Here is a 13456-nt window from a genome sequence, read left to right as displayed (position 1 = left end):
AAAAACACATTCTAACCTTTTAAAAACTATTGTCATGAAAAGTCTAAAACTTATTTCATTAGCCCTTGCTATGCTTTTTTCTATCCTTTCTTTTGGACAGGAAATCAAAATTACCGGAACGGTAACCGATGAAACCAAGACCGCACTCCCTGGGGTAGTAATTTCTATCAAAGGTACCCGAAAAGGAACACAAACCGATAGTAACGGTCACTACGCCATTCAGGCCCAAAAAGGAAACCAATTGGTGTTTAGCTATATTGGCATGAACTCCCAGACGATTAAAATAGAAAATTCGAATGTGATTAATGTACGTCTGAAAAACAATTCCGAGCAACTGGACGAAGTAGTTGTTGTCGGATACGGAAACATTAGCAAAGAAACACAGACAGGATCCATAGCAGCTGTATCCGGCAAAAAAAAGGAAAATTATTATTCCAATAATTATACTAAAGCTTTGCAAGGTCAAGTTGCCGGAGTAGCGACTACAGAAAATAAAATTAAAACTTCCCTTTCCATTATGATTCGGGGAGTTCGCTCATCAGATACTGGTTCTCCATTGTATGATAAGGTGAATATCAATCCCCCTTTGCCAGCGGATCCAAACGGAGAAGAGTACGAAAATTTTGTTGAAAACCAATTCGACACACCTAAAAACGTTCCGCTTTCTACCTTTTCTATCGATGTGGATAATGCTTCCTATACCAACATTCGTCGCTTTATCAATAACGGACAAGCCGTTCCGAAAGACGCTGTACGAATCGAAGAAATGATGAACTTTTTTAAATACAGCTATCCTCAGCCCAAAGACAAATATCCGTTTTCTATCAATACGGAATACAGTAACTGCCCATGGAACAGCAAACACAATCTACTAAAAATTGGGTTACAGGGCAAAAACGTTCCTACCGAACAATTACCCGCTTCTAATCTGGTTTTTCTTATTGATGTGTCAGGCTCAATGAGTGACCCCAACAAATTACCCTTACTCAAACAATCAATGAAAATTTTGGTCAACGAATTGAGAAAAGAAGACAAAGTAGCCATTGTAGTTTATGCCGGCGCTGCAGGAATGGTTTTACCACCTACCACAGGTGATAAAAAACAAATCATCATCAATGCCCTGGACAATCTCAGTTCTGGAGGAAGCACGGCTGGAGGAGCAGGAATTGACTTGGCTTATAAAACAGCTATAGAAAATTTTATCAAAGGAGGAAACAACCGCGTAATTTTAGCTACAGATGGCGATTTTAATGTAGGTAGCTCCTCTAATAAGGACATGCAGACCCTGATTGAAGAGAAACGAAAATCAGGTGTCTTCTTAACTTGTCTGGGTTACGGAATGGGAAATTACAAAGACAGCAAAATGGAAATCCTGGCCAACAAAGGCAACGGAAATTATGCTTATATCGATAACATTCAGGAAGCCAATCGTTTTTTAGGTAAAGAATTCAAAGGTTCCTTATTTGCTATCGCCAAAGATGTTAAAATTCAAATTGAATTCAACCCTAAACATGTTCAAGCCTACCGGTTGATTGGTTACGAAAATCGAAAACTGCGCCCGGAAGATTTTAAAAATGATGCTATTGATGCTGGGGAATTAGGAAGTGGGCATACGGTTACAGCATTGTATGAAATCATTCCAACAGGTGTGGAAAGTGACTACAGTCTGCCGGATTTAAAATACACTAAAACAGCGAATACCAGTAATTACAGCAACGAATTAGCCACTATCAAATTTCGCTACAAAAAAGCCGATGAAAACAAAAGTATTGAAATGATTCAAACCATTGAAAACAAAAGCAATGGCCTATCAAGCACTTCTGATGATTTTAAATTTAGTGCTGCCGTGGCCTGGTTTGGATTAAAGCTAAGAGATTCCAAATTAATCGCTGTAAAAGATTCACAATCCATTTTAAAACTGACGAAACAGGGACTTTCCAAAGACCCTGAAGGCTATAAAGCCGAGTTTATGAGGTTGGTAGAAACAGTGCAGTAAGATTATAGTATTTTTTTAGACCTAACCCGTTTTAGCAACGGTTAGGTCTATTCTTTTATTAAACTTCCGAATTGATCTTCAAAAAATCCATTCGTACACTTCCGTCTTCATCAATTTTGGTCAAATTGATTTCGTGTAATGTATTGACTAGTTCCGGATTCCAAGGTGTTTTTACTTTCACATAGTTTTCAGTAAAACCGTGAATGTAGCCTTCTTTATTTTCACTTTCAAACAAAACAGTTCTATTGGTTCCCAACTGGCTTTCATAGAAAGCACGACGCTTTTTAACGGATAATCCGCGTAGCATTTTACTGCGTTTCGCACGAACATTGGCAGGAACAACGCCTTCCATTGCAGCTGCTTCTGTATTATCCCGCTCTGAATAGGTAAAAACGTGTAAATACGAAATATCCATATCATTCAGGAAATGATACGTTTCCAAAAAATGATCGTCTGTTTCTCCGGGAAATCCAACAATCACATCCACACCAATACAGGCATGCGGCATAACGTCACGAATCTTATTCACCCTTTCGGTATATACTTCCCGAAGGTAACGGCGCTTCATCAACTTTAAGATGTCATTGCTTCCGGATTGCAACGGAATATGAAAATGCGGTACAAAAGTCCTGCTTTTTGACACAAACTCGATGGTTTCATTTTTCAATAAATTCGGCTCGATAGATGAAATTCGCAATCTTTCGATTCCTTCTACTTTATCTAACTCCTGAACCAATTCTAAGAAAGTATGTTCGTGTTTTTTATTTCCAAATTCTCCTTTTCCGTAATCACCGATATTTACTCCGGTAAGAACAATTTCCTTGATGTTTTGTTTTGAAATTTCAGCGGCATTTTTCAATACATTTTCCAGCTCATCACTTCTGGAAATCCCTCTTGCCAATGGAATTGTGCAATACGTACATTTATAATCGCAACCATCCTGTACTTTCAAAAAAGCGCGGGTTCGGTCACCAATGGAATAACTTCCTACATAGAAATCAGCTTCGGCAATTTCACAAGAATGCACCTCTCCAAAATCATTTTTGGACAAGTCATTGATATAGTCTGCCAATTTAAATTTTTCAGTTGCACCAAGAACTAAATCCACACCATCAACTGCAGCTAATTCTTCTGGTTTCAACTGGGCATAACACCCCACTGCCGCAACAAATGCTTTGTCATTCAATTTCATTACTTTTCGCACGACTTGCTTGAACTGCTTATCTGCATTTTCAGTAACCGAACAGGTATTAATGACATACATATCTGCCACTTCCTCGAAATCTACGCGATCAAAACCTTCATCCTGAAGATTCCGGGCAATAGTAGACGTTTCTGAAAAATTCAGTTTGCAACCTAACGTATAAAAAGCAACTCTTTTTCTCTTTTCCATAAAATCAATCTCATTTGCAAATTTCTCCAAAAAAATGAGGTTGCAAATTTACGCACAATATTTTAAGAGTTAATACAAATCCTCTAAATTTGTTACCCTCAACAAAATAAAAACAGGGCAAAAGTAGTAACAGGAGAGCAATTAAAGTTTGATCCTGAAAGTACTGCAAATGAAGCTGCTCAAAAAATATCCTAAATTTAAGACCAACACAAAACACCCTGGTTTCCACAGGAGCTCCAAAAAGCCGTAAAAATTAAACCTTTCTTAAATTGATTGGAGTTCGATTTGGTTTTTCGTAAATTTAAGCTGCTATTTTCAATTTCTAAAACTCCAGGTTATGGATCCAAAAATCATTTACACGCTATTAATGCTAATTATAGTGACGTTAACCAACGGACAAGGTAAGAAAATCAGCATTTCTGAGCTTCCTAAGGAGGCCTCTTTTTTTCTTTCAAAACATTTTCCAAACAACCCAATAAATCGCGCGACTAAAGACTGGGAACACGGAGAGAAAGGGTATGAGGTCAGACTAACTGACGGAACCGAAGTCGAATTTACGAAAGATGGCGCCTGGAGAGAGGTTGATGGCCATAAAAAAGCTATTCCGACCGATTATATTCCTAAACCGATTGTCAATTATGTGAAAGCAAATTATCCAAATGAACGGATTACGCATATCGATAAAGGCCACAAAGATGTGGATGTAGATTTGACACACAGAATTGATTTGGAGTTTGATACCGACGGAAAATTCCTAAAAGTCGATTAATCATTTACGCCAGCATGAAGTCTCGTTTTTTTATCTGGAGTATTCTTATTTCATCTTAATCCGGCTTTGGAGCCAGCATATTTTCTGGATTCAAAATATCATCTAACTGTTCTTTAGACAAAAGCTGGTGTTCCAACACCAGGTTGTAAACACTTTTCCCTGTTTGGAGTGCCTCCTTGGCAATTTTAGTACTGTTTTTATATCCAATATGTGGGTTCAACGCCGTTACAATGCCGATACTGTGTAAAACCATATCTCTACAATGGGCTTCGTTAGCAGTAATTCCATCAATACATTTTGAAGCTAATGTATCCATCCCATTGGACAATAATGACATAGACTCCATTATTGCATAAATCAAAACCGGTTCCATTACATTTAATTCCAGTTGTCCTGCTTCGGCAGCCATGGTTACCGTTAAGTCGTTTCCAATGACCCGAAAACACACCTGATTCATTACTTCCGGAATTACTGGATTTACTTTTCCCGGCATAATAGAAGAACCAGGTTGCATTGGCGGTAAATTAATTTCATTCAGGCCGCACCTCGGGCCAGAAGAAAGCAATCGTAAATCATTGCATATTTTGGAAATTTTAATTGCCATTCTTTTTAATGCCGAAGAATAAATCACATACGAACCGGTATCCGGTGTGGCTTCAATCAGGTTTGGTGCAGAAACAAAAGCAAGCCCTGTAATTTTGGCTAAGTTTTCCGCACACAATTTGGCATAACCCGGAGCCGCATTTAAACCGGTTCCAATAGCAGTTGCTCCCATATTGATTTCAAGAAACAAAGCTGAATTTTGGTTCAATCGCTCAATTTCTTCTTCTAAAGTTGCCGCGTAAGCCTCAAATTCCTGCCCCATGGTCATGGGAACCGCATCCTGTAATTGCGTTCTTCCCATTTTCAGAACGTGCTTGAACTCCTCTCCTTTTCTTCGAAACGATCGGATTAACGTTTTAAGATGTTCAATCAATTGGATATTCAAATTAATGGCCGCCAGTTTTATGGATGTTGGATAGGCATCATTGGTCGATTGCGACAAATTCACATGATCATTGGGAGAACAATATTGATAGTCCCCTTTCTGATACCCCATAATTTCCAGGGCACGATTCGCCAAAACTTCGTTGATGTTCATATTGGTGGAAGTTCCGGCGCCACCCTGAATCATATCAATTGGAAACTCATCATTAAATTGACCGCTAATAACTTCTTTTGCTGCCTGAATAATAGCATTTTTCAATTTTTCATCCAGTAATCCCAGTGTAAAATTGGTTTCGGCAGCGGCCCATTTTACGTAAGCCAACCCTTTGATGAATTCAGGAAACTGATTTAATTTGACTCCTGAAATATGAAAATTTTCAATTGCTCTTTGGGTTTGAACACCGTAATAAGCATTTACGGGAACATTTAAATCTCCCAATAAATCGTTTTCTATTCTATCCATTTTGAGTTATTTTACATTAAAGATACCTCTTATTTTAACAATAAAACTTCCGGAATAAATAAATTTAAAACACAAACATAAAATAACCACAACTACTTTCGCAATTGTGGTTATTTACAAATTATCTAATTAGACAATTGATTTTTTCTTTCCTAAACTTGAGACGAAGTAAAAACCAAGACAAAAAACACATATGAAAGAAAGCAAAACCTTCTCTACGATAGTGCTCTTTTAATTTCCTGCTATACCGGCATAAAGCTATTTAGTTCAAAATAAATCTACGAACTACTTCAGCCACGCCATGATTATTATTTGAGGCAACAATAACATCTCCTTTATCTCTCAATTTAGGATCTACATTATCGACCCAGACACCTAATCCTGCATATTGGATCATCGTTAAATCATTACCCGCGTTTCCAACAGCTATAATTTCACTTTGAAGAATATTCAGTTTTTCTGCCAAAAATTTTATACTGGCCCCTTTATCAATCCCATTTTGTGCTACTTCAAGAAAAAAGGGTTTTGACATACTAACACTAAGATGTGGCATGGCTATTTTCAAATCTTCCTCAACCTGTTTTAGATAACCTGGCTCTTCCAATAAAATACATTTTACAGCTGCGGATCTGACCTCATCTTTAAAACTAAGTACTTTATTATGTTCTAAACCTGTAATGTTTTTTTCGATTTCAATGTATTCAGAATCTGTCTCACTCACAATTTTCCCATCAAGGTAAGTAATAATATGAGTCTTACTTTTTAAACTGTAATCATACAATTCATGGATTTGTTGTTGTGTTAACGTTTGCTCGAAAATAACTTTATTTTCCTTTAAATCTGTAATAACGGCTCCATTATAAGATATCATATAGGAATTATGCAGCTGTAATTCTTTAGCATAAGCAGTCATTGCTGGTGTTGGCCTACCTGAAGCCAGAATAACATGCACACCCAATTCCTGCGCTTTAAGCACCATTTCTTTATTCTCATCTGAAATGGTATGGTCATCGGTCAACAAGGTGTCATCCATGTCCAAAACTAACATTTTATATTTCATTCTGTTTTTTATTGCGAATATCTTTAAATACTCATTCTAAATTCTTCAATAACCGGATTCACTTTTGAAAACTCAGTTTCCTGAACGAATAATTCCACTGCTAAATCTGAATTTCCAAAACCTCCTAATCGAGCGGATTGTATGTTGTTTTTTAAAACCGTATCCACTCCTATTGCTTCAATTCTCTGTTGTAACGCTAAAGCTAAAATTTCACTACCCGAAAACACTTTCATTAATCCCATTTTATTCTTTATTTAATTATTTATTACCGTTTTCTTCATCACCTTCCTGCTCCTCGAAGTCATCTCCTGCTTGCGGTTCAAAATCTTCCTCCTCCTCAAAATCTTCGTCTTCCTCAAAATCATTTTCTGCGTCCTCGTCTTCTTCAATTTCGAATAGAAAAGGTTCCACCAACATTTTTTCCGCCAGAATTTCTATTCTTTCTGTGAGTTGTTCGGAGAAAATAATACGTTGCGTTTTAGTGATACTATTCGAAATACGCATGATTTTAGTTTCATGACGCAATTTCAAAATTGGATCCGCATCATCCAAAATAAACATTTTCAATCGATTTACATTAAAACCTGCTGTAGTGAACATTTCGCTTAATTTATTTGGAGTTCCTATCAACACATCAATTCCGGTAGAAATATAATTTTTATCATATTCCATATCCCCTTTATCATGTACACCATAAACGCGCAAATCAGTATAATTTCCAAACTTCTCGAAAAGCTCCTCCATTTCCAATACTTTGGCTTTGTCTTCGACAATAATCAAAGCACGCGGCGATTCTTCTCCTTCACAGACCAATTGCTGAATTACATTGAGCACAATTGTGGTAGATTTTCCACTTCCTTTTTCCGCAATAATAATACAATCCGCCCCGCTTTTTAGTGTCGAAAAGGTTTCTTGTTGCATTACATTAGCCTCGGTCAAACCGTTTTCAATTAGTGCTTGTTGTAACTTTTCGTTTATTTTTTTTAGTTTCATTTCTTAGGATTGAAGATTAAAAAACAGAAGACTGAAAGATCAAAACAGAAGCCAAATCCCCACATCATTACATTTTTAATCATTAAATTAGTTTTATTTACTGGCGAACAACTTCACATCATTCTCAGAAATTTCGCTTCCGCCAAGGATAATTAGGCGTTCTACTACATTTCGCAATTCTCGGATATTTCCTGTCCAATCGTATTCCTGCAATAAATGAATCGCTTCTCTTGAAAACTTTTTTATAACATTTCCTTGCTCAAGAGCAATTTTATCGGCAAAATGTGAAATCAACATCGGAATATCTTCTCGTCTGTCATTCAATGATGGGACTTTTATCAGGATAACAGCCAAACGATGGTATAAATCCTCACGGAAACGCCCTTCAGCAATTTCTTTTTTCAAATCTTTATTGGTCGCTGCAACCACACGAACATCGACTTTAATATCTTTATCCGCTCCTACTCTGGTAATCATGCTTTCTTGTAAAGCACGTAATACCTTGGCTTGCGCCGACAGGCTCATGTCACCGATCTCATCCAGGAAAATGGTTCCTTTATCAGCTGCTTCAAATTTTCCTGCGCGATCTTTTACCGCCGATGTAAAGGCTCCCTTTACATGGCCGAATAATTCGCTTTCTATCAGTTCAGATGGAATAGCAGCACAATTCACTTCGATTAACGGAAAATTAGCTCTTTCGCTTCTTTCGTGTAATTGATGCGCAACAAGTTCTTTTCCAGTTCCGTTTGGACCTGTAATCAAAACTCTGGCTTCTGTTTGTGCCACTTTATCAATCATTACTTTAATGTGATTGATGGCAGCACTTTCGCCAATCATTTCGTAATTTTTACTGACTTTTTTCTTTAGAATTTTATTTTCAACTACCAGTTGTTTTTTGTCTAAAGCATTTCGAACCGTATTTAATAATCGGTTTAAATCCGGCGGTTTTGAAATGTAATCAAAGGCTCCCAACCGCATCGTGTTAATGGCTGTTTCCATGTCACCATGACCGGAAATCATAACCATAGGGATTTCAGGTTTGATTTTTTTTACTGCTTCAAGAACCTCAACCCCATCCATTTTAGGCATTTTGATATCGCACAAAACCAAATCGTAATCGTTATTTTTTATTTTTTCAAAACCTGCAGCACCATCTTCAGCTTCTTCAACCTGATAAGTGTCGTTTTCTTCCGAGAGTATTTTTGTTAGTACTCTTCGAATAGCGGCCTCGTCTTCTATGATTAGTATTTTTGACATATTTTTATTTTTTTAGCCCGATTGAGCGGAAACCCTCTTTTTTAATTTTTTTAAAAATAAAAAGATTGCACCGAAAAGCGGGAAATAGCTCCATAAATTAATTAAATTTTAACGGAAGCCGAAACAAACCCTTATTAATATTTCAACCATCGATACAATTCGTTCCACGTAGGTTTTTTGCCGTACATGAGTATTCCCACCCGATATATTTTGGCGGCAAACCAAACCACTGAAAAGAAAGTACCAAATAATAATGTTACAGATATTGCAATTTGCCACAAAGGTACTCCAAATGGAATTCGCATTAGCATTACGATGGGTGAGGTTAGCGGAATCATTGAAAAGATAACGGCAACCGTCCCGTGCGGATCATTTATAACTGTAAAAAAACCTACATAAACGCTCAACATTAACGGCATGATGATGGGTAACAAGAATTGTTGCGAGTCGGTTTGATTGTCAACTGCAGCCCCAATCGCAGCATAAAATGAACTGTACAGAAAATAGCCGCCAATGAAATAAATCACAAACCCAATCAGGATACCTGCAATGGGTAAATTCCATAATTCCCTGATATACATTTGGGCGGTTCCTGCAAATTCTTGCTGGGCAGTATGCATTAGTTCAGGTGAAATTCTGGCAGTTGGCCCAACATTTACCCCAAAAAATACAGAAGCGGCAAACATTAAAGATAGTCCAATAACGGCCCATATGATGAATTGCAGCAATCCTGCTAATGCTGTTCCGACAATTTTCCCAATCATCAGTTGAAATGGCTTTACGGAGGAAATGATAATTTCGACAATACGATTTGTTTTTTCTTCGATAACGCTTCGCATCACCATATTGCCGTAGATGATAATGAACATCATGATAAGATATCCGAACGCGCCACCAATACCGATTTTGATTTCGTTAAGTCCTTTTACACTTTCTTCGCCTGATGCTTTTGTTAAGCTGATATTGACTTTAGATTCTGCATTTTTTATAGCTAATGTATCGAGATGCGCTTTTTCCAAATTTGTTTTGGTTAACTTCTTTGCAATTACATCCTGAACATTTTCAATGAATGAAATACTCGGACTGTCATTCGAAATGAATTGGATTTTATTTTCAAAATCTTTAGAATTACTTTCGTTTGGAATATACAACAACCCCTGATAGCTTTCATTTGTGATGCTATCTTTGAGAAATTTTAAATCCATCAAAGACAAATCGAGGTATTGGTATTCCCCTTTCTTAGCGTTTTGTGAAGTAAATTCCTTAACGAACAAACCCGATTCATCATGAATGGCGATTCGTTTGGTATCGGCTTTCATGGAACTTAAATAACCCACAAATGCCGCTACCGCCACAAATAGCAACGGACTTAGAAAAGTCATAACAATAAAAGATTTATTCCGCACTTTGGCAATAAATTCTCTTTTTATAATTAATGAAATGATGCTCATTTAAATTTGTTATTTTTGATTTACGCTTTTCGATTTCCAAAATCGTAAAACCAATATTATTTAGTTACCGTTTTTATAAAAATATCGTTTACACTTGGTATTTTTTCTACAAAGTGTGTCACTTGTCCCTGTTGTGTAAGGATATTCAACAATTCATTTGGCGTTGCATTTCCAAGTTGAATCTCCAGTTTTAGTTCGTTGTTGAGTGACTTAAAATGAGCCGGGCCAACAGTGAATTTCTGTGTAATGGCATACATCAGACCCTCTACATTATCCGATAAAATACCTACTTCAAAACTATTGGTTTTAAATTGTCTTTTAACATCGTCCAGTTTTCCTTCAATCAATTTATTCGATTTATGAATCAGCGCAATGTGATCACATAATTCTTCCACACTTTCCATACGATGTGTCGAGAAAATTATGGTAGCTCCCTCTTCTCTCAGCGCCAGAATTTCATCTTTGATAATAGTGGCGTTTACAGGATCAAAACCAGAAAACGGCTCATCAAAAATCAACAGTTTTGGTCTGTGCAACACACACACCACAAACTGGATCTTCTGTGCCATTCCTTTAGAAAGCTCCTGAATTTTCTTATTCCACCACCCTTGAATTTCTAATCTATCAAACCAATATTCGAGTTGTTTCTTGGCCTCAGCCTTAGAAAGGCCTTTCATTTGAGCCAAATACAAGCACTGTTCGCCCACTTTCATCGTGTTGTACAATCCTCTTTCTTCGGGCAAATACCCTATATATTGAACATGTTTGGGTTGCAGTTTTTCACCGTCCAGAATAATTTCGCCGCTATCAGGTAATGTAATTTGATTTATTATTCGGATAAGAGATGTTTTTCCTGCTCCGTTTGGGCCTAAAAGCCCGTAGATACTTCCTTTTGGAACAGCTAATGAAACCTCGTTAAGCGCCACATAATCACCATATTGCTTGACGACTTTATTAACTTCAAGTATGTTACTCATGCTAAATTTTTAATTGCTGTAAAAGTAAATAATTAGTATCGAAATACTTAGAATTGTTTCATAAAAAACCCATCCTTATTTTAACAAGGATGGGGAAATATATTTTTTAGATGAGACCTATTAAATTGCCTCTACCTATTTTTATTATGAAAACATATCTTTTACTTTCTCGAAAAATGATTTGTCTGATTTTTCCGGACTTGGAATAAAATTTTCATCCGTAAGATTTTTTTCAAAAAATTGTTTTTGGTCCTTGTTAAGTGTTTTTGGTGTCCAAACATTTACATGCACCAGTAAATCTCCGTTACCATAGCCATTCAAACTCGGAATTCCTTTTCCTTTTAATCTCAGAATTTTACCGGACTGAATTCCTTCTTCCAGTTTAATTCTCACTTTTCCGTTTATGGCTTCGATATCTTTAGAAATACCTAACACTGCTTCAGCAAAACTAATGTATAAGTCAAAATGTAAATTCTCCCCTTCACGTTTCAAAAATTCGTGCTCGATTTCTTCTATTGCAACAATTAAATCGCCTGGAATACTATTTCCCGGAGCATCATTTCCTTTATTGGAAACTTTTAATTGCATTCCATCAACCACACCAGCAGGTATTTTTATTGAGACCGTTTCATCTTCAAGAATCATTCCCTGAGAATCCGCGTTTGCTGGCTTTTTATCTAAAATCTGTCCTGAACCGTTACAGGTAGGACACGTAGACGCTGATTGCATTCTACCTAAAATCGTATTGGTAACTCGCATTACCTGTCCTTGACCATTACATGTAGAACATGTTTTATAGCTTACTCCAGGGGCCTGAACCTTGCGTTTTACTTTTACTTTTTTCTCCACACCATTGGCAATTTCCTCAAGAGTCAATTTTACTTTGATACGAAGGTTGCTTCCTTTAGCACGACGAACTCCGCCGCCTCCACCGCCTCCGAAACCACCAAAACCGCCTCCGAAAATATCCCCAAACTGACTGAAAATGTCATCCATATTCATTCCGCCGTGACCACCTCCGCCAAAACCTCCCGAACCATCAAAAGCTTGATGTCCATATTGATCGTATTTGGCTTTTTTCTGAGGATCACTTAGTATTTCATATGCCTCGGCCGCTAATTTAAATTTTTCTTCTGCCGATTTGTCTCCAGGATTTTTGTCAGGGTGATGCGCTATCGCTTGTTTCCTATATGCTTTTTTAATTTCGGCAGCATCAGCATTCTTTGAAATGCCTAATATTTCGTAAAAATCTTTTTTCATGTTTCTTTAAATTTGAGGCGTATTGCGTTTTGTTGTTATTATTGACCGATAACAACTTTTGGAAAACGAATGATCTTATCTCCCAATTTATATCCTTTTTCAAGAACATCGACAATTTTACCTTTCATTTTGTCTGATGGTGCAGGAATTTGAGTTATTGCTTCAGCAAAATCTGCATCAAAAGTATCCCCAGCCTTAACCTCAACTTGTTCTAAACCCTTAGAAACCAAGGTGTTTTTTAATTTTTCATGAATAAGTTCTACTCCTTTTAACAGCAGTTCATCTTCAGATTTGCTTATTTCCACAATAGCTCTATCAAAATCATCTAAAACAGGTAACATGGCAAGTAAAACTTCTTGATTTGCAGTTTTAAACAACTCGATACGTTCTTTAGAAGTTCTTCGTTTGTAATTTTCAAATTCAGCAAATAATCTTAAATACTTATCTTTTTCTTTGGCTAAGTCTTGAGTTAATTGCTCTTCAACACTTAATTCTTCAATAATAAGCTGCTCGCCATTCGCATTCTGTTCTAATGTTAGGTCATCTATTTCTTGATCGATTTCTGTATTTTCAGTAGTCATATTACTTGTGTTTTTAAAAAAATTCTTAAACTTCATTTTTTATTCTTTTCTTTGGATTGCAAAAGTACTGCCAAATCTTATAAAATGTCAAATTGTCACCTTACTTTTGAAACACAATTTCATTTTTAGTTAAATCACGACAAAATAATTTTAATGCGTCGACCTGAAAATTTAATATAATTTTAAGACTATCTCGATATAGATTCCATAAATTTGTTAATGTTTTTTTAAAGAAAAACACAAAAGGTTGCCCAAAAAAAATTATTAAT

Annotated in this window: 12 protein-coding genes; 2 read left to right on the top strand and 10 right to left on the bottom strand. The window is 36.5% G+C overall.

The window, feature by feature from the left end:
- Positions 1 to 34 precede the first annotated feature (34 nt).
- Positions 35 to 1996: a vWA domain-containing protein gene (locus tag ACNQGH_RS12795; RefSeq protein ID WP_417956403.1), complete on the top strand. Its 1962-nt coding sequence runs from the start codon at positions 35 to 37 to the stop codon at positions 1994 to 1996.
- Between the two features lie 58 nt (positions 1997 to 2054).
- On the opposite strand, the gene mtaB is transcribed toward ACNQGH_RS12795, so the two are convergent.
- Entirely contained in the window at positions 2055 to 3389 is a 1335-nt protein-coding gene (gene mtaB / locus ACNQGH_RS12790) for a tRNA (N(6)-L-threonylcarbamoyladenosine(37)-C(2))-methylthiotransferase MtaB (protein ID WP_417956402.1), read from the bottom strand.
- A 337-nt stretch (positions 3390 to 3726) separates the two neighbouring features.
- Here mtaB and ACNQGH_RS12785 point away from each other — a divergent pair, with 337 nt between their 5' ends.
- On the top strand, positions 3727 to 4158 hold the full coding sequence (locus tag ACNQGH_RS12785; protein WP_417956401.1) for a PepSY-like domain-containing protein: 432 nt from the start codon (positions 3727 to 3729) through the stop codon (positions 4156 to 4158).
- A 55-nt stretch (positions 4159 to 4213) separates the two neighbouring features.
- On the opposite strand, the gene aspA is transcribed toward ACNQGH_RS12785, so the two are convergent.
- From aspA to ACNQGH_RS12740, 9 genes are all read right to left on the bottom strand, one after another.
- A complete protein-coding gene (aspA, locus tag ACNQGH_RS12780) occupies positions 4214 to 5608 on the bottom strand; it encodes an aspartate ammonia-lyase (protein ID WP_417956400.1) in 1395 nt (464 codons plus the stop codon).
- 262 nt (positions 5609 to 5870) lie between these two features.
- Positions 5871 to 6668 (bottom strand): Cof-type HAD-IIB family hydrolase, encoded by a 798-nt coding sequence (locus ACNQGH_RS12775; protein ID WP_417956399.1) that lies wholly within the window; start codon positions 6666 to 6668, stop codon positions 5871 to 5873.
- A gap of 23 nt (positions 6669 to 6691) precedes the next feature.
- Positions 6692 to 6910 carry a DUF2007 domain-containing protein gene (locus ACNQGH_RS12770; RefSeq protein WP_291249006.1) on the bottom strand — a complete coding sequence of 73 codons (219 nt, stop codon included), beginning with the start codon at positions 6908 to 6910 and terminating at the stop codon, positions 6692 to 6694.
- A 16-nt stretch (positions 6911 to 6926) separates the two neighbouring features.
- A complete protein-coding gene (locus ACNQGH_RS12765; protein WP_417956398.1) occupies positions 6927 to 7661 on the bottom strand; it encodes a DEAD/DEAH box helicase in 735 nt (244 codons plus the stop codon).
- 93 nt (positions 7662 to 7754) lie between these two features.
- Complete coding sequence (locus tag ACNQGH_RS12760) at positions 7755 to 8918, bottom strand: sigma-54-dependent transcriptional regulator (protein ID WP_417956397.1); 1164 nt, start codon at positions 8916 to 8918, stop codon at positions 7755 to 7757.
- A gap of 134 nt (positions 8919 to 9052) precedes the next feature.
- Positions 9053 to 10369 (bottom strand): ABC transporter permease, encoded by a 1317-nt coding sequence (locus ACNQGH_RS12755; RefSeq protein WP_417956396.1) that lies wholly within the window; start codon positions 10367 to 10369, stop codon positions 9053 to 9055.
- Positions 10370 to 10425: 56 nt separating this feature from the next.
- Entirely contained in the window at positions 10426 to 11346 is a 921-nt protein-coding gene (locus ACNQGH_RS12750; RefSeq protein WP_417956395.1) for an ABC transporter ATP-binding protein, read from the bottom strand.
- A gap of 144 nt (positions 11347 to 11490) precedes the next feature.
- A complete protein-coding gene (dnaJ, locus tag ACNQGH_RS12745) occupies positions 11491 to 12606 on the bottom strand; it encodes a molecular chaperone DnaJ (protein ID WP_417956394.1) in 1116 nt (371 codons plus the stop codon).
- A gap of 38 nt (positions 12607 to 12644) precedes the next feature.
- A complete protein-coding gene (locus ACNQGH_RS12740) occupies positions 12645 to 13223 on the bottom strand; it encodes a nucleotide exchange factor GrpE (RefSeq protein WP_417956393.1) in 579 nt (192 codons plus the stop codon).
- Positions 13224 to 13456: the final 233 nt, after the last annotated feature.

The sequence above is a fragment of the Flavobacterium kochi genome (assembly GCF_048286715.1).
Taxonomy (GTDB): domain Bacteria; phylum Bacteroidota; class Bacteroidia; order Flavobacteriales; family Flavobacteriaceae; genus Flavobacterium.
The sequence above is the reverse complement of the archived record's forward strand: the minus strand, read 5'-3'. Positions and strand labels throughout refer to the sequence as shown.